A 23,359-nucleotide genomic window follows, 5' to 3' on the forward strand; every position below is an offset into this window, starting at 1 on the left:
ACCTCCGTGTCAGACCTCGTCGACGGGCACTTCCCTGAGCTTGCCTTCGTGCAGTTCCAGCACGCGGTCGAGCTGCCGAGCCAGGCGGCGGTCATGCGTGACCAGCACCAGGCTGGTGCGGTGTTCGCGGTTGAGCGCGAGCATGAGTTCGAAGACGCCGCCCGCAGTGCGGTCGTCCAGGTTGCCGGTGGGCTCGTCGCCCAGCACGCAGGCGGGTCGGTTCACCAGCGCCCGCGCGACCGCCGCGCGCTGGCGTTCGCCGCCGGAGAGTTCACCCGGCTTGTGGTCGAGGCGATGGCCGAGCCCCACCTGCTCCAGCAACGCCGAGGCACGCCGGCTCGCATCCTCCACACCCGCCCCGCCGATCAGCACCGGCAGCATGACGTTCTCCAGCGCGGTGAATTCCGGCAGAAGGTGGTGGAACTGGTAGACGAAGCCGAGCGCCTTGTTGCGCAGGCGGCCACGCTCGGCATCCGACAGCGCGCCCATGCGCTGGCCGGCCACGAACACCTCGCCCGAGGTCGGCGTGTCCAGCCCGCCCAGCAGATGCAGCAGCGTGCTCTTACCGGCACCGGACGCGCCGATGATCGCCACCGTCTCGCCGGTCTGCACGCTCAGGTCCAGTCCGTCGAACACCGGCGTGCGCAGCTTGCCTTCCGCATAGGTCTTGCCGAGCTGTTCGGCGCGGATCGCCTCACCTTCGACCATCTTGATATCTATCGCCTCACTCATAACGCAGCGCCTCCGCCGGCGGCGTGCGCGAGGCGCGCCAGGCCGGATACAGGGTGGCGAGGAAGGCCATCAGCAGCGCCACGCAGGCGATGATCACCACGTTGTCTGCGCGCAGGTCGGTGGGCAGGCCGGTGATGTAGTACACGTCCTCCGGCAGCAGCTGCACGCCGAGGATCGCCTCGATGACGCCGAGGATGCGCTCCAGGTTGAGCGTCAGCAGGATGCCGCCGATCACCCCCGCCACCGTGCCGATCACGCCGATCAGCGTGCCCTGCACCATGAAGGTCTGCATCACCTGCATCGGCGTCACGCCCAGCGTGCGCTGGATGGCGATGTCGGCCTGCTTGTCGGTCACCAGCATCACCTGCGACGACACCAGGTTGAACGCGCCCATCGCGATGATCAGCGACAGCAGGATGCCCATCACCGTCTTCTCCATCTTGAGCGCGCGGAACATGTTGGCGTTCTCGTACATCCAGTCACTGACGCGGTACGGGCCCTGCAGCTTGACCGCGAGATCGGTGGCGACCTGCGCGGCATCATCCATGTTCTTCATCTTCAGGCGCACGCCGGTCACCGCGTCGCCCATCCGCAGCACGCGCTGCAGGTCGTGGATGTTGGCCAGCGCCAGGCCCTTGTCGTATTCGTTGTAGCCGGCCTCGAAGATGCCGCTGACGGTGAAGCGCTTGGTCTGCGGCACCGCGCCGACCGGCGTGGCACTGATCTTCGACGTCATCACCACCACGCTGTCGCCGACGCCGACATCCAGCCACGCCGCCAGTTCACGCCCCAATACGATGTTGAAGCTGCCATCGGACAGCGAGTCGAGCTTGCCCTGCTTCATCTTGTCGGCGATCACCGAGACCTGCTTTTCCTGCGCCGGGTCGATGCCGCGCACCATCGAAGGCTGCTCGCGCGGGCCCTGGATCAGGCCCTGGGTGTCGATGTAGGGCGCGACGCCGGCCACGCGTGGATCGGCCTTGGCGATCTCCAGCGCATCGCGCCAGTTCACCATCGGCGCACCGTCGGCGCTGACCGTGGCATGCGCCACCATCTGCAGCATGCGGTCGCGGATCTCGCGCTGGAAGCCGCCCATCACCGCCAGCGTGGTGATCAGCACCGCCACGCCCAGCGCGATGCCGAGGATGGACGCCATCGAAATGAAGGAGATGAAGCCGTTGCGGCGTTTGGCGCGCAGGTAGCGCAGGCCGATGGCGACGGGAAGCGGTTTGAACATGGAGGGCGTCGTCGGGAGCAGGCGCTATGGTGCCATCCCCGCCGTCGACGATGTGCCGACGCTGGCCGGCGTGGCCAGCCGGAGTTCACGCCGGACATCCGCCGGAAGCGTATCGGGCCAGAACGACACGGCCCCGCGACGGCCACCCGCATCACGCCAGCTGATGAAAGCCAGCGGGCCACGCCAGTGCAGGCGCCAGTCGGGCATCGGCACGCCGTCGACCTCCAGCGGGCCTTCGGCGTGTACCCGCAGGTAGCGTGATGGCGTATTCCGGTAGCGATGCCAGGCATGCAGCGCCACCGCACACCAGGCCGGCGCCAGCAGCCAGGCCACCCCGCGCGGCAGGTTGGAATACAGCAGGGAAAGCGGCGCGAGCACGGCGAGTGCCAGCAGCCAGGCGGCGATCAGCCGCGAGGGACGCCACTCAAGGTGGCAGGTCGCGGATGCGCTGGACGATCGATGCGATGTCGACATCGGCGGCGGCCTCGTAGCCCATGAACCAGCGCCACAGCTTGTCGTCTTCGCAATCCAGCAGCCGTAGGAACAACGCGCGCTGCGCCTCGGTTTCCTCCGCCCAGCAGCGGTCCAGGTAGCGCTCGAACAACTGGTCGAGTTCGCGCATGCCGCGCCGGCAGCGCCAGCGGACGCGGCGGAGTTCGGCCTGTTCCTCCGGCGTCATCGCGACAGCAGCCGCCAGCCGATCAGCGCCCACATCGCCCACAACACCCAGCCACCGGCGGCGTAGGCATAGAAGCGGTGCATGACCTTGTTGTAGCCGCAGTGGATCACGCTGTGCGCCACGCGCAGCGCGACGAACAGCCAGGCCAGCAGCAGGAACGCCGGGGAATCGATGGCCAGCCAGCCGCCGAACAGCAGCGCCGCATAGAACAGCACCGGCAGTTCGAACAGGTTGCGGAAGTTGTCGGCCGCGCGGGTATCGCTCAACCGCGTCGCCGCCTGCGCGGACAACGCGATCGATTGCGGGTGGATGCGCTCGCGCTTCATCTCCGGGATGCGGGTGAAGAACAGGCGCAGCCAGACCGCAAACGTCAGCAGCGCCATCGCCAGCGCGGGCAGCGCGTAGGCGCGTGCGTCCATTACATCGTGCGCGCCAGCATGAGCTGCTTGATCTCGCCGATCGCCTTGGCCGGGTTGAGGCCCTTGGGACAGGTGCGCGCGCAGTTCATGATGGTGTGGCAGCGATACAGCTTGAACGGATCTTCAAGGTCGTCGAGGCGGCTGCCGGTGTCTTCGTCACGCGAATCGACGATCCAGCGGTAGGCCTGCAGCAGGATGGCCGGGCCGAGGTAGCGGTCGCCGTTCCACCAGTAGCTCGGGCAGCTGGTGCTGCAGCAGGCGCAGAGGATGCACTCGTACAGGCCGTCGAGCTTCTCGCGGTCTTCCTTCGACTGCAAGCGCTCGCGGGTCGGGGCCGGGCTCTGGGTGCGCAGCCACGGGCGGATGCTGGCGTACTGCGCGTAGAAATGCGTCAGGTCCGGCACCAGGTCCTTCACCACCGGCATATGCGGCAGCGGGTAGATCGGCACTTCGCCCTTGCCGCAGTCGTCGATGGCCTTGGTGCAGGCCAGCGTGTTGGTGCCGTCGATGTTCATCGCGCACGAGCCGCAGATGCCCTCGCGGCAGGAACGGCGGAGCGTCAGCGTCGGGTCGATCTCGTTCTTGATCTTGAGCAGCGCGTCCAGGACCATCGGGCCGCAGTTCGCGGTATCAACTTCGTAGGTGTCGGTGCGCGGGTTCTGGCCGTCGTCCGGGTTCCAGCGGTAGACCTTGAAGGTGCGCACGGTCTTCGCGCCGGCCGGCGCGGCGAAGTGCTTGCCCTTCTTGACCTGGGAGTTCTTGGGTAGCGTGAATTGAGCCATCTTGGTTCTCCCGGATCAGTAAACGCGCGGCTTCGGCGGCACGACTTCGACATCGTCGGTGAGCGTGTACATGTGCACCGGGCGGTAGTCGATGTGGGTCTTGCCGGCGTCGTCGACCGAGCAGACGGTGTGCTTCTGCCACTGGGCGTCATCGCGGTCCGGGTAGTCCTCGCGGGCATGCGCGCCGCGCGACTCGGTGCGGTTCTCGGCGGAGGTGATCGTCACCAGCGCCTGGCCCAGCAGGTTCTGCAGTTCCAGCGTCTCGATGAGGTCGGAGTTCCACACCAGCGAGCGGTCGGAGACGCCGACATCGGAGAACGACTGGTAGATCTCGTTGACCTTGCGCACGCCTTCGCTGAGCGTTTCGCCGGTGCGGAACACGGCGGCATCGGCCTGCATGGTGCGCTGCATGTTGTCGCGGATCTTCGCGGTCGGCAGCGAGCCCTTGGCGTTGCGCAGGCGGTCCAGGTTGGCCAGCGAGCGGTCGGTGGCGTCACCGGTGAGCTTGGGATGCAGGCTGCCGGGCTTGATGGTCTCCGCCGCGCGGTTGGCCACCGCGCGACCGAACACCACCAGGTCGAGCAGCGAGTTGGAACCGAGGCGGTTGGCACCGTGCACCGACACGCAGGCGGCCTCGCCGATGGCGTACAGGCCCGGCACCACGTAGTCGGGGTTGCCGTTCTTCAGCTGCACCACTTCGCCGTGGTAGTTGGTGGGGATGCCGCCCATGTTGTAGTGCACGGTCGGGATCACCGGGATCGGCGACTTCTCCACGTCCACGCCGGCGAAGATCTTCGCGCTCTCGGCGATGCCGGGCAGCTTGGCGTGGATGTCCTTGGGGTCGAGGTGGGTGAGGTCGAGGAAGATGTGGTCCTTGTGCTCGCCCACGCCACGGCCTTCGCGGATCTCGATGGTCATCGAACGCGACACCACGTCGCGCGACGCCAGGTCCTTCGCGTTCGGCGCATAGCGCTCCATGAAGCGCTCGCCGTTGCTGTTGCGCAGGATGCCGCCTTCGCCACGCACGCCTTCGGTGATCAGGCAGCCCGCGCCGTAGATGCCGGTCGGGTGGAACTGCACGAATTCCATGTCCTGCATCGCCAGGCCCGCGCGCAGCGCCATGCCGCCGCCGTCGCCGGTGCAGGTATGGGCGGAAGTCGCGGAGAAGTAGGCGCGGCCGTAGCCCCCCGTGGCCAGCACGGTGCCCTGCGCGCGGAACAGGTGCAGCGTGCCCTCGGCCATGTCCAGCGCCAGCACGCCGCGGCAGACGCCGTCCGCGTCCATGATCAGGTCCAGCGCGAAGTACTCGATGAAGAACTCCGCGTCATGCGCCAGCGACTGCTGGTACAGCGTGTGCAGGATGGCGTGGCCGGTGCGGTCGGCGGCGGCGCAGGTGCGCTGGGCGGCCGGGCCGCGGCCGTAGTCGGTGGTCATGCCGCCGAAGGGGCGCTGGTAGATCTTGCCCTCGTCGGTGCGCGAGAACGGCACGCCCTGGTGTTCCAGTTCGATGACCGCCGGGATCGCCTCGCGGCACATGTACTCGATGGCGTCCTGGTCGCCCAGCCAGTCCGAGCCCTTGATGGTGTCGTAGAAGTGCCAGCGCCAGTCGTCCTCGCCCATGTTGGCGAGTGCCGCCGAGATGCCGCCCTGCGCCGCTACCGTGTGCGAGCGGGTCGGGAACACCTTGGTGATGCAGGCGGTCTTCAGGCCCTTCTGGGCCAGGCCGAAGGTGGCACGCAGGCCCGCGCCACCGGCGCCGACCACGACCATGTCGTATTTGTGTTCGGTGATCTTGTAGTCGGTCATGGTGCTCAGGCCGTCATGGCGATGCGGGCGATGGCATAGATGGCGCTCAACACGCCAACCAGGCTGCCCAGGATGAGAAGGATGCGCAGCGCCAGGTGCATGGCGCGGTCGTGGATGTAATCCTCGATCACCACCTGCAGGCCCAGCTTGGCGTGCCAGAACAGCGCGATGGCGAACACGCTGAAGATGATCGCGTTCCAAGGCTTGGCCACCAGTGCGCGGATGCCTTCGGCGTCGTGGCCGGTGGCGCTGGCCAGCAGGAACACGATGTACGGCACCAGCAGCGCCAGGATCACCGCGGTGACGCGCTGCCACCAGAAGTGGCCGGTGCCGGACTTGGCCGAACCCCAGCCCTTGGCCTGGTGCAGCGGCGAACGGAATTTAGCGCTCATGCGGCACCTCCCGACATCGCCACGAACCAGAGGATCAGCGTCGACACCACAGTCAGCGCCAGCACTGTGTAGCCCGATGCGTAGACCTGCGGGATCCTGAAGCCGAAGCCGGCATCCCAGGCCAGGTGGCGGATGCCGTTGAACAGGTGGTACATCAGCGCCAGCGAGATTAGGAACAGCACGATCTTGCCGGGCAGCGAGGACGTCACCGCCGTGGCGCATTCGGCGTAACCGCCGCCGAGCGCCATCGACATGATCCACCAGGAGAAACCGAAGGCCGCCAGCGCCAGCACGACGCCGGTCATGCGGTGCAGCAGGGACATCACCGAGGTGATCTGGAAGCGGTACGTCTGCCCCAGCATGAACGGTGAAAGAGGTCGTTTATCGAGGTTTGCCATGGACAGGCAGTCTCCGGGCTGGGCGGCACGCGCCGCGTGGCGGGATGGCGGGTGCGCTCAGAAATCGATGCAGCGGCCGTTCTTTTCCCAATCGCCGTAGCGCGTCGGGTCCGGGCCCTTGCGGCCACCCACTTCCACCGGCGCCGTGTCGGGGCGCTGCTCGGTGTCGTTGCGGGGGTCGGCTTCCGCGGGGGAAGCAGGCTCGGGAACGGTTTCGCCTAGAATCGATTTCTTCACAATCCATTTAGTTTACGGCGCTGCAGCAATGCCCGACAACCCGACGCCGCACGGCGCCCCCGCCATCGCCCTCCCCGACCATCAGGTTCTTGCCCTTTCCGGGCCGGATGCGGCTGCCTTCGCGCAGGCGCAATTCATGAACGACGTCAGCGCGCTGGGCGACGGCGACTGGCAATGGAACGGCTGGCTGACCCCGAAAGGCCGGCTGGTCGCGCTGTTCGCCCTGCTCCGCATCGACGCCGGCACCTTCTGGCTGCTGCTGCCCGACCACCCCGCCGACACCCTCGCCGAGGCGCTGCGGCGCTACGTATTCCGCAGCAAGGTCAAGCTGGAAGCCCGCACCGACCTGCACGTGTCGGGACATGGGGATGTCGCTTCGGAGCCCGACGTGCGCCGTTTCGACACCGATGCGGCGGACGGCCTGTCGCTGGCATGGCCGGGCAGCCGCCGCATCGACATCACCCCGACCGCAGCCGCCGCGCCCGACTCCGACGCGCAGCTGCGCTGGCGCGAAGCCGACCTGCGCGCCGGCATCCCGCGCCTGGTGCCCGGGCAGTCATCGCAGTGGACGCCGCAACAGCTCTCGCTGGAACGGCTGCAGGCCTTCAGCGTGAAAAAGGGCTGCTATCCGGGCCAGGAAATCGTCGCGCGGACCCATTTCCTCGGGCAGGCCAAGCGCGGGCTGGTGTTGCTGGAAGCCGCCTCGCCGCTGGCACCCGGCGCCGAGATCTCCGACGGCCAGCGCGCCATCGGCCAGGTCATCGCGGTCGCCGGCCATCTCGCGCAAGGCGTCGCCAGCGCGGAAACGCCGCTCGAAGCGGGCGGCGTTCCGGTCAAGGCGCTGGATTTAGCGGGCTGATCCCCGCGATCTGATCAGCCGGCCTCGCGCGCGATCCACGCCACGAAGGCATCGACGAAACCGGACAGGAACTTCTTCGTGCCCTCGTCGGCGATATGGCCGTCCGCGTCGATGGTCTTGTCATCCATCTTCAGGAACACCTCGGGCTGGCCCATCAGGCGGGTGTCGAGGTAGAGCATCACGTTGTCGACGTGCGCCTGCGCCAATGCGCTGCCGATCGCGCCGATCGACGCGCCGATCACAGCCGCCGGCTTGCCCTTGAACGAATTGGTGCCCCACGGCCGCGACGCGATGTCGAGGGCGTTCTTCAGCACGCCGGGCATCGAGCGGTTGTATTCGGGCGTCACCACCAGCACGGCGTCGGCGGACTCGATGTCCTGCTTGAGCCGCTTGCAGTTGGCCGGGTAATCGCCGTCCATGTCCTGGTTGTAGAGCGGCAGGTCGTCGATGCGGGCCATGTGCAGCGACAGCCGGTCACCGGCGAGCTGGCCGATCGCCTTGGCCAGACGCTTGTTGTACGAGCCTTCGCGCAGGCTGCCGACCAGTACGGCGACTTTGGGTGCACTCATCGCGGAACTCCTTCTTGGGGAAGGCCGCATTCTGGCCCGCTCAATGGCAACGGTGCGTCATCGAAAAGCGCAACGGCATGGCACGCACCGTTCCGCCCATGTCGTCACGCGTTTCCCCGACGCTTCCCGTTACTTCGCGGGCGCCGGCGCGGGCGGGGCTGGCGGGGCCGGCGGTGCGGGCAACGGCGCCACGGCCCCGGCATTGGCACGCTGGAAAGCCACCAGCGCGGCATCCAGCACGCCACGGATCGTGTCCGAGCCCTGCTCGTTCCCGCCACGGCTGCGGTAGGCATAGACCGCGAGCATCCGCTTGCGCACCGGAAGAATGGCGATGCCGGCATCCTGCAGGTACTCACCCTTGCGGTCGGCCAGCTGCATCTGGCTGGGCATCACCGCGGTCATCCGCACGCTGCCATCGGCCGCCACCCACACCACCTGCTTCTCCGACAGCTTGCCGCTGATGTCGACCTTCGCGCCGAGCTGGTCGCTGAGCGCCTTGCTGCCGTTGTCCAGCATCGGCTTGGCCATGGCGTCGAGGTCAAGCGTGCGCAGCTGGGCCTCGATCATCGGCCGCGCCACCGTCCACGTGCTGTCCTCCAGATCCATGGACTGCACGTTCACCGGCACCGCATAGAAGAAGTATGGGTGCTTTTCGGCGGCCATCAGGTCGGCCTCGATGTCCTCCTTGTGCATCGACACCGCCAGCAGGCGCAGCCCGGGCGGCAGGAACTTCGCCAGCGCCCCCATGAAGACCGGGTTGTCACTGATCAGCTCGTAGCCCTGCTCCACCGGCACCACGATCGCGCGCCCGCCGACATCCACGGTGCGCTCCTCCGCCACGGCCAGCCCGCTCCACAACAGGCCCGCCACCAGCATGCCGCCGATCCATCCCCTTGCCTTCATGCCCCACTCCCCTTGCTTGAATTTGGAAGATGTCGATGTCGATGCGCACGCACCCCGGCATGCGCACCGATGTGGATGCTCAGGCCAACCGGTCCGCCGCGGCGACGATGTCCTCGTCCTTCGGAATGACCAGGAAGGCGGCGCCGGCCAGCGGCGTGTAGGTATCCGCGCCCACCACGCGCTGCAGCGGCTTGCCGCCGTGGCCGGCCTCGGTGATCGCGGTGATCACGCCTTCGCCGATGCCGGCGCTGAAGCGGCCTTCGTCCACCACCAGGATGCGTTTGCACGCCCCGGCATGCCTGGCGATGGCCGCATGGTTGAGCGGCACCAGCCAGCGCAGGTCGATGACGCGCACCTTCCAGCCATGCTTCTTCTCGATCTCGCGGGCGGCGCGCAGGCTCATCGGCATGCCGTTGCCGTAGCTGAAGATCACGCAATCGGTCGCATCGGGGTTGTAGATGCGTTCCTCGCCCGGCACCAGTGCCTGGTCGGGCGCGGGATAGTCGGTGAGCCACTGGCCATCGCCGGCTTCGTACAGATCCTTGGTCATGTACAGCGCGATGGGCTCCAGGAAGACCGTCACCCGCCCGTCCACCTTCGCCATCGCCGCCAGCGTGCGCAGCATCATCGCCGCGTCATCGCCCCGGCTCGCGCAGCCGACCACGATGCCCGGGATGTCGCGCAGCGCCGTCACCGAGTTGTCGTTGTGGAAGTGGCCGCCGAAGCCGCGCTGGTAACCGAGCCCGGCGATGCGCACGACCATCGGGTTGGCGAACTGGTTGTTGCTGAAGAACTGCAACGAAGCCGCCTCGCCACGGATCTGGTCGATGGCGTTGTGCAGATAGGCCAGGTACTGGATTTCCGGTATCGGCAGCATCCCCATGTTGGCGAAGCCCTGCGCCATGCCCAGGATCATCGTCTCGTCGAGCAGCGTGTTGAACACGCGACGGTTGCCGAACGCCTTGTGCAGGCCCTTGCTGACCGTGTACACGCCGCCCTTCTGCGCGACGTCCTCGCCGAACAGCAAGGTCTCCGGGTACTTCGCCATCAGGTCGTGCAGCGCGTTGTTGATCTGGATGGCGAGATGGCGCGGCGGCAGCGCTTCCGGCAGCTTCTCCTCGCCGCCGAACACCTGCTCGCGGGTCGCGCCGAAATCGGCACGCGTGGCTTCGGCCATCACCTTGTCCGGCGTGTACGGCGCCAGCGGGCGCATCACTTCCTCCAGCGTTTCGATGCGCGGGCGGCGGTCGGCGTCCTCGGCGGCGGCGAAGCATTTCTGCCGGGTTTCCTCGTACAGCGCGAGGATTTCCATCTTCGACATCGCCCCCGATTCCAGCGCGATGGCCGCGCTGCGCAGCAGGGGGTCGGTCGCCTCCACCGCACAGAGTTCGTCGATGCTGCGCCACTCGATCTCGAAGTCGGTGCCGGCGTGACCCATGATCCGCGTCGTGCGCAGATGCAGGAAGGTCGGCCGGCGCGTGCTGCGGCAATGTTCGACCGCGCGCAGCACGTCGGCATAGCCGTTGGCGAGGTCGAGGCCGTCGGCGAAGAAGTAGTCGAGGTCGGGGCGGTTGCGGAACGACTCGGCGATCCAGCCACCCGGCGTCTTCACCGAAATGCCGATGCCGTTGTCCTCGCAGACGTAGAGCACCGGCGCCGGCAGCTTCTGGTACGCGGTCCAGCTGGCGGCGTTGAACGCGGTCTGCGCGGTGGCGTGGTTGGCGCTGGCATCACCGAAGGAACAGATGGCGATGCTGTCGTCGGGCACCGGCAGCGTGCTGTGCAGGCGCTTGCCGGCCTCGATGGCGATCGCCGTGCCGAGCGCCTTCGGCAGGTGCGAGGCGATGGTCGAGGTCTGCGGCAGCACCCACAACGGCTTCGAGCCCCAGACCTTGTGACGGCCGCCGCTGGCCGGGTCATCCGCGCTCGCCGCGAACGACAGCGCCGAATCCATGATCGGGTCCATGCCCGGCAGCTTGCGGAAACGCTCGGCCATGAAGCCGCCGCTGCGGTAATGCAGGAACGCGGGGTCGGTGTGGCGGGCAGCGCGGGCGACCATCGCGTTGCCTTCGTGGCCGCTGGAGCCGATGGTGTAGAAGACCTTGTTCTGCACGCGCAGCACGCGCGCCATCAGGTCCAGATGCCGGCTGATCAGCTGCGATTCGAACAGTTCGCGGAAGCCCTGCGCGTCGAGCGCGCTGCCGTCCAGGATCGCTTCGTGCGGGGCCGGTTTCGCCTGCTTCTCGCCCTCCCACTGCTTGACGAATTCGACGAAGTTGACGTCGCAGATCTCGGCGCGGTTGAGGCCGCGCATGCGTGCGGGGATGGGATTCGGAACGGTGGCGAAGGTCATGGCGTCAGGGTTTCAGGAAAGTTGTCGATGGGCGAACCACTCTTCGCGGGTCTGGCCCCAGATGTCGATGGCGTGCGTGTCCAGCGGCGGCGGGTAGCGGCCCGGCCCGCGGTTGCGCGCCCCGAGCCGGATCGCCAGCTGCTGCGAGGCGGTGTTGGCGGCGTCGATGGACTGGATCACCTCGTCCCAGCCGAGCGCATCGAAGGCCCAGTCGATGGCCGCCGTGCAGGCTTCGGTGGCATAGCCCTTGCCGCGTCCGTCGGCATGCATCGCGTAGCCGACTTCGGTGCCCGGCCAGCCATCGGGCTGCCACGGTCCGGCCTGGCCGACGAACAGGCCGCTGGATTTCTCGATGATCGAGAACATCCCGAACCCCTGCATGAACCACGCGCCCGGCATCTGCAGGAAGCGTCGCCAGGCATCGCCACGGGTCAGCGGCCCGCCGATGTGGTGGGTGGCCGGGTCGGCAAACATCTCGGCAAAGCGGTCGAAGTCCGCGATCTGCGGCACCTGCAGGCGCAGGCGTGCGGTGTCGAGCACGGGTGCGCCTTCGCGCAGGCGCGCGAACCAGGCGGCGTGGGCATTCGCGCAGTCCACGCCGCGCCCGGTCAGAATGCGTTGATGCCGGTGAGCTCGCGGCCCACCACCAGCTGGTGCACGGTCTCCGTGCCTTCGTAGGTGATGACCGATTCCAGGTTCAGCGCGTGGCGGATCGCCGCGTGCTCGGTGGTGATGCCGGCGCCGCCCAGCAGGTCGCGGCACTCACGCGCGATGTCGATCGCCATGCGGCAGTTGTTCCACTTGGCCAGGCTGACCTGGGTCGGCTGCATGTTGCCGGCATCCTTCAGCCGGCCCAGCTGCAGCGAGAGCAGCTGCGCGGTGGTGATGCGGCGGGCCATGTCGGACATCTTCAGCTGCGCGCTCTGCGTCGCCGCCACCGGGCGCCCGAACAGGATGCGCTCCTTGGTGTAGCCGATCACTTCATCCAGACAGGCGATGGCGGCACCGATCGGGCCCCAGGTGATGCCGTAGCGGGCCTGCGTCAGGCAGCCCAGCGGCCCCTTCAGGCCCTTCACGTTCGGCAGGCGGCTGCTGTCCGGCACGCGCAGGTTGTCGAAGAACAACGCGCTGGTGACGGAGGCGCGCAGGCTCATCTTGTGCTTGATGACCTGGGCGGTGAAGCCCCGCATGTCCTTCTCCACGATGAAGCCCTGGATGCCGTCATCGGTCTGCGCCCAGACGATGGCGATGTCGGCCAGGTTGCCGTTGGTGATCCACATCTTGGAACCGTTGATCACCCAGTCGCCGCCATCCTTCTTCGCGTGCGTCTTCATGTTGGCCGGGTCGGAACCACCGTGCGGCTCGGTCAGGCCGAAGCAGCCGATCACCTTGCCGGCGGCCATGTCCGGCAGCCAGCGGCGCTTCTGTTCCTCGTTGCCGTAGGCGTAGATCGGATACATGCACAGCGAGCTCTGCACGGAGGCAAAGCTGCGGATGCCCGAGTCGCCGCGTTCCAGTTCCTGGCAGATCAGGCCGTAGCTGACGCCGTTGAGGCCGGCACAGCCGTATTCCTCCGGCAGCGAGCTGCCCAGCAGGCCCAGCTCGGCCATTTCCGGGATCAGTTCACGCGGGAATTCACCCTTGTCGAAGCAGTCGCCGATGACCGGCAGCACGCGTTCGTCGGTGAAGCGCGCCACGGTGTCCTGTACCGCGCGTTCCTCCTCGGTCAGCAGGGAGCGAACGTCGTAGAGGTCATAGGGATGCAGGGCCATGGCGGATACGGGTTGTGGTTGAACAAGCCCGCCATTCTAGCGGCGCGGGCAAAAGAAACGGGAGCCGTCGCCGGCTCCCGCTCCATTCGCAGGCCGATGGTGGATCAGCCCTTGGTGATGACCTGGCCGTCCACGATGCGGAAGCGGTCCACGGTTGGGCGATCCTCCATCCGCACCACCTTCTGCTCGCCATTGACCTCGTAAGTCACGTCGTAGCCGGTGGTCGTGGTCGCCTTGCCCAGGCTGATGCGCGAACCCGGGCGGCTGGTCATCCGCTTCATGCCGGTGCTGCCATCCGGGTTGCGGAAGGTCACGTCATAGCCGATCACCTTGTCGCGGTTCACGGTATCGCTGACGGTATGGCACTGGCGTTCGGTGCCCTGCACCACCCGGCCACCCACATGGCGACGGTCGATGCGGTTGCCGACAAAGCCACCGGCCACCGCACCCGCGGCGGTCGCGACCTTGCGGCCATCGCCGCCCCCGACCTGGTTGCCCAGCAGGCCGCCGATCACCGCGCCGGCCACCGTGCCGCCCACGTTGCCGTCACGTTCCGGCAGGCGCTGGGCCACCGCGACATCGCGGCATTCCTGGCGCGGCTGCGACTGCGCCACCGAGCGCGTCACCGGATCCACATCCAGCACCTGCGCGTACTGGGCCGACGAGGACTTCACTTCCTTGACCCCGACGATCGGCGCATAGCTCACCGCCGGGCCGGCGGCCAGGTTCAACGGCGCGATTTCAGGACCGGCCTGGCTGGCCGTATTCGGCTGCGCGGTCACCATCGATTCGACGCCCGTGCGTGCGGGCTCGGATTGCAGCGTGTGGTAGGCCGCCACGGCGCCACCGCCCACCAGCAGGGAACCCAGAGCCACGGCAAGTATCTTGTTGTCCACGTACATGCTCTTCTCCTTCGGCGGAACTTCGCCTGCGTGCATGGCTGCATTCAAGCCTTTCGCGGCTGAACCCCGCCACGCCAGCGGCCCCTGAGCGTGACGCCCGCCTGAATTGGGCGCCTCCGCGCATCCGGGCCAACGCCTTGCGGTCAACGCGCTGCGTGCTAGTTTTCCGGCGTAGGCAGCACGGTGCTGCCGGGATCAAAGACACATGAGCCGACTTCTCATCGCGCCGTTCCTCAACTGGGCACGCAAGCTTCGGCACCCCACCCTGTTCAAGCTGGTCGCGGCCCTGTTCGTGCTGGACATGTTCATCCCGGATTTCATTCCGTTCGCCGATGAAATCCTGCTCGGCCTCGGCACCCTGGTGCTGGCCAACTGGAAGAACCGCAAGCAGCCGCCCGACACCACCGACGCCATCGATGGTTCCGCGCGCCGCGAATAAACCGGCGGCGTGATGCGCCTCGTCGACACCCACAGCCATTTCGATGTCGATGCGTTCGACATCGACCGCGCGCAGACCCTGCAGCGTGCGAAGGACGAGGGCGTGGTCGCGCAGATCGTCCCGGCCATCGATGCCGCCGGCTGGCCCCGGCTCCGCGAGGTCTGCGCGGAAGACGCCGGCCTCCACGCCGCCTATGGACTGCACCCGATCTATCTGCCCCAGCATCGCCCCGAACACCTGCTCGCCCTGCGTGCCCAGCTTGAACAGGAACGCTGCGTGGCGGTCGGCGAAATCGGCCTCGACTACTTCATCGAGGACCTAGACCGCGAACGGCAACAGCATTATTTCGAAGCGCAACTTGAGCTCGCGCGGGAATTCGAGCTGCCGGTGATCGTGCATGGCCGCCGCGCCTTCGATGCCGTCATCGCCACCCTGCGCCGCTTCATGCCGCTGCACGGCGTGGTCCACAGCTTCGCCGGCAGCGAGGAACAGGCCGAACAGCTCTACAAACTCGGCTTCATGCTCGGCATCGGCGGGCCGGTGACCTATGAGCGTGCGCAACGGCTGCGCCGGCTGGTGGCCGCCATGCCCATCGAACACCTGTTGCTGGAAACCGATTCCCCCGACCAGCCCGATTCGCAGTGGCGCGGCCAGCGCAACGAACCGGTACGGCTGCCGGTGGTGCTGGAGGCCATCGCGGAACTGCGCGGCGAGTCGCCCGAAACCATCGCCCAGGCGACCACGGCGAACGCCGAGCGCCTGTTCGGCATCGTCGCCGGCTAGGACGCCTTCGGTTTCAGCAGCATCTCCAGCGCCTTGCCGACCGCGGCAAAGGCGAAGGTGCCGGTGATATGGGTCGCGGCACCAAGCCCGGCGCCACAGTCGAGCTTCAGCGCCTCGTCCGGCCCCATGCTCGGGCGCACGCCACAGACGCTGCCATCGGCCTGCGGGTAGCGCACGTTCTCCAGCGAATACACCGCCGGCACGCCGAAATAACGCGCGTGGTTCTTGGGGAAATTGAACTCGCCGCGCAGCTTCTTGCGGATCAGCGAGAGCATCGCGTCGTGCTCGGTGCGCGACAGGTCACGCACGCGCACCTGGGTCACATCGGTGCGGCCACCGGCGGCGCCGACGGTGATGATCGGCTGCTTGCGGCGGCGGCAGAACGCGATCATCTCGACCTTGGCGCGGAAGCTGTCGCAGGCATCCAGCACCAGGTCGAAGCCGCCGCCCAGCAGGTCGGCCATGTTGGACGGCGTGAGGAAGGAGGTGACCGCGAGGATGTCGATGCCGGGATTGATGGCACGGCAGCGTTCGGCCATCGCGTCCACCTTGTTGCGCCCGAACTGGCCGTCGAGCGCGGGCAGCTGGCGGTTGGCGTTGGAGACGCAGATGTCGTCCGCATCGATCAGCGTGAGCTTGCCGACACCGCTGCGCGCCAAGGCCTCGACTGCCCACGAGCCCACCCCGCCGATCCCGACCACGGCGACGTGCATGCCCGCCAGACGCTCGAGCGCCCCCTGCCCATACAACCGCTCGATGCCGCCGAAGCGAGCCTTGGCCTCCGTAGTCATGGCGCGATTCTACCGGCACGACCGGCGTGCTAAGGTGCGGCCGACCCTCGGAAACCAGTGAATACCCATGTCGAGCCCGATCGAATCCACCCCGCGCAAGTCTTCGGCCGCCGGCCGCTACTTCTTCATGCTGCTGCTCGGCCTGGTGCTGGGTGCGATCGGCGCGGTGATGCTCTTGAACACCTGGCGGGCCAAGCAGGACCACTTCCCGGACAGCGTGATGACCGTGCAGGGCTGGCACATGGGCCAGCTCAAGAAGAACATCGAGCTCAACCGCTGCACCGCCAACGACACCATCCCGCACATCCAGACCCTGCGCCGCATGGCCGATGACATCGAACCGGCCTTCGGCGAAGACGCCAAGGACGAACGCTTCGTCAAGCACACCGCCAACTTCCGCGCCGCGCTGGATGCCGCCCAGTCCAACCCGCCGCTCAGCTGCGAAAGCCTGAAGGCGACCATGGGCGAGGTCGGTGGCCAGTGCAAGGCCTGCCACGACGACTTCAAGAAGTCCTGATCGCAGCCTGCATCACATACACAAAGCCCCGGGAAACCGGGGCTTTTCTTTTGCGCGATAAACGATGCCGCCCCTTCACCTCATCCGCTCGTCGGTGAATCGGCGCTGACGCCAGGCTCCCGATCTGGCCGCATTGACGACGGATTCAGACGCCTGCGCCTAGCGTGGCCCGTGGCATCCGCCTACACGCAGGAGAGAGGCATGAACATCCGCAACCTCGCACTGACCACGCTCGCGGCTTCGACGGTGGCACTGGCCTCCGGCTGCGCCACCTCGCCTTACGGCTCCACCTATGGCGGCGCACCGCCGCCGGCCAGCGCCAACTGCTATGACTGCGGCACCGTGACGCGCATCGAGATGGTCGCCGGTTCGTCCAGCGTGCCCAACCGCACCGGCGCGGTCGTCGGCGGCATCGTGGGTGCGGTCGCCGGGCGCGAGATCGCCAAGAACCAGACCGACAGCGAAGGCCGCCAGAACACCGCCACCGTCGCCGGTGCCGTGGCCGGCGCCGTGGCCGGCAATGCCATCCAGAACCGCACCGGCGCGGGTGGCAGCTACAACGTGTACGTCCGCATGAGCGATGGCCGCGAAACCGTGGTGACCCAGAGCGATCTGGGCGGCATCCGTCAGGGCTCGTATGTCCGCGTCTACAACGGCCGCGCCTGGCCGCGTTGATCGCGCAACCCGCACCTCAACGGAATCAAGCAACGGCCCGCCTTCGCGGGCCGTCTGCTTTCCGGGCGAAGATGCCCGGGGCGCCACGACCGACCGGCCACGACAGACCCCAGGCAAAAAAGAAGCCCCGCATCGCGGGGCTTCCTCATTGCACATGATCGCGTTGGGTCACATCGGCTCGACGGCGTCGGCCTGCAGGCCCTTCTGGCCCTGGACCACGGTGAAGGTGACCTTCTGGCCTTCCTTCAGCGACTTGAAGCCCTGGCTCTGGATCGCGCGGAAATGGACGAAGACGTCATCGCCATTCTCGCGGCTGATGAAACCAAAACCCTTGGCATCGTTGAACCACTTCACGGTACCGGTCTCACGGTTCGACATCGAACTGACTCCTTGGACATTGCAGGAAGACAACGAGCGGCGCTGGTCACAAGGAGGACACGTGCAACAACGGTGCAGCAGGTGGAGCCACCACGCAGGTCACGATCCACGGTGACCCTTGGAACCCAGCGGGGAAAACTTAGCCCCGGCATTGTGAAATTGCAATCGGCGTTCCGGGTGAGAATCAGGGCCCCCGGACATGGACTTTGCGATGGAAAACACCACCCTGTTCTACGTGGTCGCCGGTGTGCTGGTGGTGGCCGGCGTCATCGGCACGGTGCTGCCCGCGCTGCCCGGCCTGCCGCTGGTCTTCGTGGGCCTGGCGCTGGCGGCCTGGAACGATGGTTTCCAGCATGTGCACTGGGGCTGGATGATCCCGCTCGGGCTGTTGACGATCATCTCGATGGTGGTCGATTTCTGGGCCACCGGCGTCGGCGCGAAACGCGTGGGTGCGAGCAAGCTGGCGGTGGCCGGCGCGATGCTCGGCATGCTGGTCGGCATCTTTTTGGGGCCCATCGGCATCATCGCCGGGCCCTTCGTGGGGGCGCTGGGTGGTGAACTCATCCACCGCCGCAGTGTGCAGAGCGCGGACCTGGGCGATGCCGCCAAGATCGGCGTCGGCACCTGGATGGGCATCGTGCTCGGCATCGTGCTCAAGCTGGCGCTGGCCTTCACCATGATCGGACTGTTCGCGCTGGTCTGGTTCATCCCCTGAGCCCGCATTTTTTTCTTCACCCGGCTGCCGCGGGTGAAGCTTCATGCTGCCGCTTCCGCCACACCGAGCACCGCCCGTGCCGTTCAACTGGAGCAAGCGACGCATGATCTGGACCGTGCTGGTCACCGCGCTGGTGACCGTGATCCTGGTGGTGCTGGCGATGAACTTCGCCACGCCGGAAAAGAAACTCGAACGCAAGATCGAGCACCGCTACGCCGCCGCCGATCCGCAGTTCCGGCGCGAGATGGGCGTGCTGCTGGGGCCCGGCATCATGGCCGGCAACCACGTCACCGACCTGGAAAACGGCAAGGAAATCTTCCCGTCCATGCTGGAGGCGATCCACGGCGCCCAGCGCAACATCGTCTTCGAGACCTACATCTACTGGTCGGGTGACATCGGCAAGAAGTTCGCCGATGCATTGTCGGAACGCGCCCGGGCGGGGGTGAAAGTGCGGATGCTGGTGGACTGGGTGGGCAGCATCAAGATGGACCAGGCCCTGCTGGACGAGATGAAAGATGCCGGCGTGGACATCCAGCAGTACCGGCCGCTCAAGTGGTACAACATCGGCCGCCTCAACAACCGCACGCACCGCAAGATCCTGGTGGTGGATGGCAAGGTCGGCTTCACCGGCGGCGTCGGCATCGCCGACCAGTGGGAAGGCAACGCGGAAGACCCGGACCACTGGCGCGACCTGCACTTCAAGGTCGAAGGCCCGGTGGTGAACCAGTTCGTGGCCGCCTTCAACGACAACTGGATCAAGACCACCGGCGTGGTGCTCAACGGCGAGGAATTCCTGCCGGCCATTCCCAAGGCCGGCGACATGGACGCGCACATGTTCCTGGCCTCGCCCGCCGGCGGCAGCGAGAGCATGCACCTGATGTACCTGCTGGCGATCGCCGCCGCCGAACACAGCATCGACCTGGAAGCCGCCTACTTCGTGCCCGACGAGCTGATCATGAAGGCGCTCATCGCCGCGCGGCACCGGGGCGTGCGGATCCGGGTGATCGTGCCGGGCAAGCACATCGACTCCGAGACCGTGCGGCTCGCCTCCAAGGCGCACTGGGGCGAGCTGCTGATGGCCGGCGTGGAGGTCTACGAGTACCAGCCCACGATGATGCACAACAAGCTGCTGATCGTGGACGGGATCATGGTCAGCGTGGGCTCGACCAATTTCGATGTGCGCAGCTTCCGGCTCAACGACGAGGCCAGCCTCAACGTGTACGACGCCGCCTTTGCAGCCCGCATGACCCGGGTCTTCGAGCAGGACCTGATTCCGACGAAGCGCTACACCTACGACATCTGGCTCAAGCGCCCGTGGAAGGAAAAGTTCATGGAGAAGTTCGTGCTGCCGCTCAAGTCGCAGCTGTGAACCGCGGAGTCAGCCGGCATCGGTGACAATGCCGGCCTGTCCCGCCACGCCCCTTCCCCCATGCGTCTGGATGCTCTGAAGTCCCTCGCCCTGTTCTTCCTGCTGGCCCTGCCCGCCAGCGCGCAGGTGCCGCTCCCTTCTACCGATGCCACCCCGGCGCCGACCGCCACCGACCTGCAGGCCGAGCGCCACGTCGAGCAGAAGCTGGACGCGCAGCCCGCGCTGAAAAAAGTGGAGGCCGATGTCACCGGCGGCGTGGCCACGCTCTCCGGCGAAGTGCCGACCCCGCCCGACCGCCAGCAGGCCGGCAAGCTCGCCGCCGCCGTGAAGGGCGTCGAGAAGGTCGACAACCGGACCCAGCTCGATCCCGACCTGCAGGTGCGCTTCGCCTCCGCGCTGTCGGAGGTCAAGGGCAAGCTGGTGCGGCTGGTCGCCAACCTGCCGCTGCTGCTGGTGGCATTGCTGATCGTCGCCATCGCGGTCTGGCTGGGCGGTGTGGTCAGCCGCCGCCTGCACCTCCTCAAGCGCATCAGCAACCGCAACCCCTACATGGACGGGCTGCTGCGCGGCATCGTGCAGGCGCTGATCGTGCTGGGCGGCGTGCTGATCGCGCTCGACCTGCTGGGCGCGACCTCACTGGTGGGCGCGGTGCTCGGCTCGGCCGGCGTGGTCGGCCTGGTGCTGGGTTTCGCGTTCAAGGACATCGCCGAAAACTACATCTCCGGCGTGCTGCTCAGCGTGCGCCAGCCATTCCGCCCCGGTGACTCGGTGCGCATCGATTCGCACGAAGGCCGCGTGGTCGCCCTGACCTCCCGCGCCACCCAGCTGATGACCTTCGACGGCAACCAGCTGCAGCTGCCCAACGCGCTGGTGTTCAAGTCGGTGCTGCTCAACTACAGCCGCAACCCGCGCCGCCGCTTCGACTTCACCACCAATGTCTCGGTCGGCCAGTCCTGGCACGACGCCATGGACATCGGCGTGCGTGCGCTGGGCAAGGTGGATGGCGTACTCGACACCCCCGCGCCGTCCGCATTGATCAAGGACCTGGCCGATGGCAGCGCCACGCTGCAGTTCTACGGCTGGATCGACCAGACCCGCAACGACCTGCAGAAGACCCGCTCGGAGGCGATGCGCAACGTGCGCCGCAGCCTGCGTGCTTCCGGCATCGTGCCGCCCGATGGCGTGCAGAAGGTCATCCTGATGCGCGATGACGGCAGCGGACACGCCATGGACACCGAATCCACCGCGCCGCGCGATACCTCCGTGGACCACACGCTGGACCACCAGCTGGCCGCCGCCCAGGACGCGGACGAAGCCGTCAACCTGCTCGACGACCAGGCCAAGCCGCAGCCGCAATAACCGGCTGCGCCCGGGCGGTCAGTCTTCGATGACCGCCAGCGGAATCCCGGCGATTTTGGCCGCCCATTCCTTCGGGCCGGTCTGGTGTACCGAGGTGCCGCGTGCATCGACCGCCACGGTCACCGGCATGTCCTGCACTTCGAACTCGTAGATCGCTTCCATGCCCAGGTCTTCGAAGGCCAGCACGCGGGCCGCCTTGATCGCCTTCGACACCAGATAGGCGCTGCCGCCCACCGCCATCAGATAGGCGGCGCCGTGGTCGCGGATCGCCTCGATCGCCGCCGGGCCGCGCTCGGCCTTGCCGACCATGCCCAGCAGGCCGGTCTGCTCCAGCATCTGCCGGGTGAACTTGTCCATGCGGGTCGCCGTGGTCGGGCCGGCCGGGCCCACCACTTCATCGCGCACCGGATCGACCGGGCCCACGTAATAGATGAAGCGCCCGGCCAGATCGACCGGCAGCTTCTCGCCGGCATCCAGCATCTGGGTCATGCGCTTGTGCGCGGCGTCGCGGCCGGTCAGCAGCTTGCCGTTGAGCAGCAGCACTTCGCCCGGCTGCCAGCTGGCGACGTCGTCCCTGGTGATCGTGTCCAGATCGACGCGGCGGCCCTTGCTGGCGTCGTAGGTCAGCTCCGGCCAGTCGGAAATCGACGGCGGGTCCAGCATCACCGGGCCCGAGCCATCCAGGGTGAAGTGCGCATGGCGGGTGGCCGCGCAGTTGGGGATCATCGCCACCGGCAGGTTGGCGGCGTGGGTGGGGAAATCCTTGACCTTGATGTCGAGCACGGTGGTCAGGCCGCCCAGCCCCTGCGCACCGATGCCGAGCGCGTTGACCTTGTCGAACAGTTCCAGCCGCAGTTCCTCCGCGCGGTTGGATGCGCCTCGGGCCTTCAGGTCGACGATGTCGATGGGCTCCATCAGCGATTCCTTCGCCAGCAGCATCGCCTTCTCGGCGGTGCCGCCGATGCCGATGCCGAGCATGCCCGGCGGGCACCAGCCGGCGCCCATCGTCGGCACCGTCTTCAGCACCCAGTCCACGATGGAGTCGGACGGATTCAACATCGCGAACTTGGATTTCGCCTCCGAGCCGCCGCCCTTGGCCGCGACGATCACGTCCACCGTGTTGCCGGGGACCATCTTCATGTTGACCACCGACGGCGTGTTGTCGCCGGTGTTGCGGCGCTTGCCGGCCGGGTCGGCCAGTACCGAGGCGCGCAGCTTGTTGTCCGGGTCGTTGTAGGCGCGGCGTACGCCCTCGTTGGCCATGTCCTCGATGGACATGGTCGCGTCATCCCAGCGCACGTTCATGCCGATCTCGAGGAAGACGGTGACGATGCCGGTGTCCTGGCAGATCGGGCGGTGGCCCTCGTAGCACATGCGCGAGTTGATGAGGATCTGCGCCATGGCGTCTTTCGCCGCCGGGGATTCCTCGCGCTCGTAGGCGGCGGCCAGGTTCCGGATGTAGTCCGTCGGGTGGTAGTAGCTGATGTACTGCAGCGCGTCCGCGACGGACTGGATGAAGTCTTCCTGCCTGATCGACACGGGCGGGAAATCGGCGGGGTGGCGGGCAACGCTGGAAGTGACGGACACGGCGGGCTTCGGCTGGCGGCGGGGCCCGCATTTTAGCCCCCGGCACCCGGCGCTTGGCCGAGAATACCGGCATGGACAGCCTGATCACCCTGCTCGACCTCATCGGCACCTTTGTCTTTGCCCTCAGCGGCGCGGTGCTGGCCGCCCGCGCCCGGCTGGACCTGTTTGGCGTGCTGGTCTGCGCCTTCGCCACGGCCAGCGCAGGCGGCATCGCGCGGGATGTGCTGATCGGCGCGATTCCGCCCGCGGCGCTCAGCAACTGGCGCTATGCCGGCATTTGGCTGGTGGCCGGGGGTCTGGGCTTTTTCTGGAGTGGGCGGATCGAGCGTTTCGGCCAGCCGGTGCGCATCCTGGATGCGATGGGTCTGGCGGTCTTCGCGGTGACCGGCGCGGCCAAGGCGCTGGATGCGGGCATCAGCCCGTGGATGGCCCCGGCGCTGGGCGTGCTGTCAGGCGTGGGCGGCGGCATGTTGCGCGACATGCTGCTCAACCAGGTGCCGCTGGTGCTGCGGTCCGAACTCTATGCCGTGGCCGCCTTGACCGGCGCCGGCGTGGTGGCCCTGGGCCATGTGCTGGGCTGGCCGCTGCAACCCACCCTGGTGGCCGGTGCGCTGGCCTGTTTCGCCCTGCGCATCGCGGCCCTGCGTTACGGCTGGCACCTGCCCCGCGCCCTGCAGGGGCGCGAGGCCGGGCGCGACTGAGCGCG

General features: G+C 67.3%; 28 protein-coding genes. 9 read left to right on the forward strand and 19 right to left on the reverse strand.

The window, feature by feature from the left end:
* Positions 1–9: 9 nt before the first annotated feature.
* Genes lolD through DCD74_RS04670 form a run of 10 tightly spaced genes read right to left on the reverse strand, consistent with a single transcriptional unit; the run spans position 10 to position 6,682 of the window.
* Positions 10–732 (reverse strand): lipoprotein-releasing ABC transporter ATP-binding protein LolD, encoded by a 723-nt coding sequence (gene lolD / locus DCD74_RS04625; protein ID WP_162615900.1) that lies wholly within the window; start codon positions 730–732, stop codon positions 10–12.
* Entirely contained in the window at positions 725–1,969 is a 1,245-nt protein-coding gene (locus tag DCD74_RS04630; RefSeq protein ID WP_112926288.1) for a lipoprotein-releasing ABC transporter permease subunit, read from the reverse strand. The genes lolD and DCD74_RS04630 overlap by 8 nt, the downstream gene beginning before the upstream one ends.
* Before the next feature lie 24 nt (positions 1,970–1,993).
* Positions 1,994–2,443 (reverse strand): hypothetical protein, encoded by a 450-nt coding sequence (locus tag DCD74_RS04635; RefSeq protein ID WP_112926289.1) that lies wholly within the window; start codon positions 2,441–2,443, stop codon positions 1,994–1,996.
* Complete coding sequence (locus tag DCD74_RS04640) at positions 2,394–2,648, reverse strand: FAD assembly factor SdhE (RefSeq protein ID WP_112926290.1); 255 nt, start codon at positions 2,646–2,648, stop codon at positions 2,394–2,396. The genes DCD74_RS04635 and DCD74_RS04640 overlap by 50 nt, the downstream gene beginning before the upstream one ends.
* Positions 2,645–3,067: an MAPEG family protein gene (locus tag DCD74_RS04645; protein ID WP_112926291.1), complete on the reverse strand. Its 423-nt coding sequence runs from the start codon at positions 3,065–3,067 to the stop codon at positions 2,645–2,647. The genes DCD74_RS04640 and DCD74_RS04645 overlap by 4 nt, the downstream gene beginning before the upstream one ends.
* Entirely contained in the window at positions 3,067–3,849 is a 783-nt protein-coding gene (locus DCD74_RS04650; RefSeq protein WP_112926292.1) for a succinate dehydrogenase iron-sulfur subunit, read from the reverse strand. The genes DCD74_RS04645 and DCD74_RS04650 overlap by 1 nt, the downstream gene beginning before the upstream one ends.
* A gap of 15 nt (positions 3,850–3,864) precedes the next feature.
* Positions 3,865–5,655 (reverse strand): succinate dehydrogenase flavoprotein subunit, encoded by a 1,791-nt coding sequence (sdhA, locus tag DCD74_RS04655; protein ID WP_112926293.1) that lies wholly within the window; start codon positions 5,653–5,655, stop codon positions 3,865–3,867.
* A 5-nt stretch (positions 5,656–5,660) separates the two neighbouring features.
* Positions 5,661–6,047 (reverse strand): succinate dehydrogenase, hydrophobic membrane anchor protein, encoded by a 387-nt coding sequence (sdhD, locus tag DCD74_RS04660; RefSeq protein ID WP_112926294.1) that lies wholly within the window; start codon positions 6,045–6,047, stop codon positions 5,661–5,663.
* Complete coding sequence (gene sdhC, locus DCD74_RS04665; RefSeq protein WP_112926295.1) at positions 6,044–6,445, reverse strand: succinate dehydrogenase, cytochrome b556 subunit; 402 nt, start codon at positions 6,443–6,445, stop codon at positions 6,044–6,046. The genes sdhD and sdhC overlap by 4 nt, the downstream gene beginning before the upstream one ends.
* Positions 6,446–6,502: 57 nt before the next feature.
* Complete coding sequence (locus DCD74_RS04670; RefSeq protein ID WP_237049653.1) at positions 6,503–6,682, reverse strand: DUF1674 domain-containing protein; 180 nt, start codon at positions 6,680–6,682, stop codon at positions 6,503–6,505.
* A gap of 28 nt (positions 6,683–6,710) precedes the next feature.
* Between DCD74_RS04670 and ygfZ the strand changes: the two genes are divergently transcribed.
* Positions 6,711–7,541 carry a CAF17-like 4Fe-4S cluster assembly/insertion protein YgfZ gene (gene ygfZ / locus DCD74_RS04675; RefSeq protein ID WP_112926297.1) on the forward strand — a complete coding sequence of 277 codons (831 nt, stop codon included), beginning with the start codon at positions 6,711–6,713 and terminating at the stop codon, positions 7,539–7,541.
* 14 nt (positions 7,542–7,555) lie between these two features.
* On the opposite strand, the gene DCD74_RS04680 is transcribed toward ygfZ, so the two are convergent.
* The 6 genes from DCD74_RS04680 to DCD74_RS04705 all read right to left on the reverse strand — a co-directional run bounded on the left by DCD74_RS04680 (position 7,556) and on the right by DCD74_RS04705 (position 14,040).
* Positions 7,556–8,110, reverse strand: coding sequence for an NADPH-dependent FMN reductase (locus DCD74_RS04680; protein ID WP_112926298.1), 555 nt, complete (start codon positions 8,108–8,110; stop codon positions 7,556–7,558).
* A 129-nt stretch (positions 8,111–8,239) separates the two neighbouring features.
* Complete coding sequence (locus tag DCD74_RS04685) at positions 8,240–9,013, reverse strand: hypothetical protein (RefSeq protein ID WP_162615902.1); 774 nt, start codon at positions 9,011–9,013, stop codon at positions 8,240–8,242.
* 79 nt (positions 9,014–9,092) lie between these two features.
* Positions 9,093–11,366 carry a thiamine pyrophosphate-dependent enzyme gene (locus DCD74_RS04690; protein ID WP_112926300.1) on the reverse strand — a complete coding sequence of 758 codons (2,274 nt, stop codon included), beginning with the start codon at positions 11,364–11,366 and terminating at the stop codon, positions 9,093–9,095.
* 12 nt (positions 11,367–11,378) lie between these two features.
* Positions 11,379–11,963, reverse strand: a complete 585-nt coding sequence (locus tag DCD74_RS04695; RefSeq protein ID WP_237049654.1) for a GNAT family N-acetyltransferase — start codon at positions 11,961–11,963, stop codon at positions 11,379–11,381.
* Between the two features lie 11 nt (positions 11,964–11,974).
* Positions 11,975–13,138, reverse strand: coding sequence for an acyl-CoA dehydrogenase family protein (locus DCD74_RS04700; protein ID WP_112926301.1), 1,164 nt, complete (start codon positions 13,136–13,138; stop codon positions 11,975–11,977).
* Between the two features lie 104 nt (positions 13,139–13,242).
* The gene (locus tag DCD74_RS04705; RefSeq protein ID WP_112927661.1) at positions 13,243–14,040 is read right to left on the reverse strand and encodes a glycine zipper 2TM domain-containing protein; all 798 of its coding nucleotides are present in this window, start codon (positions 14,038–14,040) and stop codon (positions 13,243–13,245) included.
* A gap of 205 nt (positions 14,041–14,245) precedes the next feature.
* Here DCD74_RS04705 and DCD74_RS04710 point away from each other — a divergent pair, with 205 nt between their 5' ends.
* Both DCD74_RS04710 and DCD74_RS04715 read left to right on the forward strand, forming a co-directional pair.
* Complete coding sequence (locus DCD74_RS04710; protein ID WP_112926302.1) at positions 14,246–14,479, forward strand: DUF6116 family protein; 234 nt, start codon at positions 14,246–14,248, stop codon at positions 14,477–14,479.
* Between the two features lie 12 nt (positions 14,480–14,491).
* The gene (locus tag DCD74_RS04715; RefSeq protein ID WP_112926303.1) at positions 14,492–15,262 is read left to right on the forward strand and encodes a TatD family hydrolase; all 771 of its coding nucleotides are present in this window, start codon (positions 14,492–14,494) and stop codon (positions 15,260–15,262) included.
* Here the strand turns inward: DCD74_RS04715 and DCD74_RS04720 are convergent.
* Positions 15,259–16,053, reverse strand: coding sequence for a tRNA threonylcarbamoyladenosine dehydratase (locus DCD74_RS04720; RefSeq protein ID WP_112926304.1), 795 nt, complete (start codon positions 16,051–16,053; stop codon positions 15,259–15,261). The two genes, DCD74_RS04715 and DCD74_RS04720, sit on opposite strands and share 4 nt — an antisense overlap.
* A 67-nt stretch (positions 16,054–16,120) precedes the next feature.
* Between DCD74_RS04720 and DCD74_RS04725 the strand changes: the two genes are divergently transcribed.
* Both DCD74_RS04725 and DCD74_RS04730 read left to right on the forward strand, forming a co-directional pair.
* A complete protein-coding gene (locus tag DCD74_RS04725) occupies positions 16,121–16,570 on the forward strand; it encodes a cytochrome c (RefSeq protein WP_112926305.1) in 450 nt (149 codons plus the stop codon).
* A 201-nt stretch (positions 16,571–16,771) separates the two neighbouring features.
* Complete coding sequence (locus tag DCD74_RS04730; protein WP_112926306.1) at positions 16,772–17,245, forward strand: glycine zipper 2TM domain-containing protein; 474 nt, start codon at positions 16,772–16,774, stop codon at positions 17,243–17,245.
* Between the two features lie 168 nt (positions 17,246–17,413).
* On the opposite strand, the gene DCD74_RS04735 is transcribed toward DCD74_RS04730, so the two are convergent.
* Entirely contained in the window at positions 17,414–17,623 is a 210-nt protein-coding gene (locus tag DCD74_RS04735) for a cold-shock protein (protein WP_112926307.1), read from the reverse strand.
* A 211-nt stretch (positions 17,624–17,834) separates the two neighbouring features.
* Here DCD74_RS04735 and DCD74_RS04740 point away from each other — a divergent pair, with 211 nt between their 5' ends.
* The 3 genes from DCD74_RS04740 (at position 17,835) to DCD74_RS04750 (ending at position 21,066) form a co-directional block, all read left to right on the forward strand.
* Positions 17,835–18,338, forward strand: coding sequence for a DUF456 domain-containing protein (locus tag DCD74_RS04740; RefSeq protein WP_112927662.1), 504 nt, complete (start codon positions 17,835–17,837; stop codon positions 18,336–18,338).
* Between the two features lie 103 nt (positions 18,339–18,441).
* Positions 18,442–19,707 carry a phospholipase D-like domain-containing protein gene (locus tag DCD74_RS04745; RefSeq protein WP_112927663.1) on the forward strand — a complete coding sequence of 422 codons (1,266 nt, stop codon included), beginning with the start codon at positions 18,442–18,444 and terminating at the stop codon, positions 19,705–19,707.
* Positions 19,708–19,767: 60 nt separating this feature from the next.
* Positions 19,768–21,066 (forward strand): mechanosensitive ion channel family protein, encoded by a 1,299-nt coding sequence (locus DCD74_RS04750; RefSeq protein WP_112926308.1) that lies wholly within the window; start codon positions 19,768–19,770, stop codon positions 21,064–21,066.
* Between the two features lie 18 nt (positions 21,067–21,084).
* On the opposite strand, the gene DCD74_RS04755 is transcribed toward DCD74_RS04750, so the two are convergent.
* Complete coding sequence (locus tag DCD74_RS04755) at positions 21,085–22,605, reverse strand: fumarate hydratase (RefSeq protein ID WP_112926309.1); 1,521 nt, start codon at positions 22,603–22,605, stop codon at positions 21,085–21,087.
* A gap of 119 nt (positions 22,606–22,724) precedes the next feature.
* Here DCD74_RS04755 and DCD74_RS04760 point away from each other — a divergent pair, with 119 nt between their 5' ends.
* On the forward strand, positions 22,725–23,354 hold the full coding sequence (locus DCD74_RS04760; protein WP_112926310.1) for a trimeric intracellular cation channel family protein: 630 nt from the start codon (positions 22,725–22,727) through the stop codon (positions 23,352–23,354).
* Positions 23,355–23,359: the final 5 nt, after the last annotated feature.

It is taken from the genome of Lysobacter oculi (genome assembly GCF_003293695.1).
GTDB classification, from domain to species: domain Bacteria; phylum Pseudomonadota; class Gammaproteobacteria; order Xanthomonadales; family Xanthomonadaceae; genus Solilutibacter; species Solilutibacter oculi.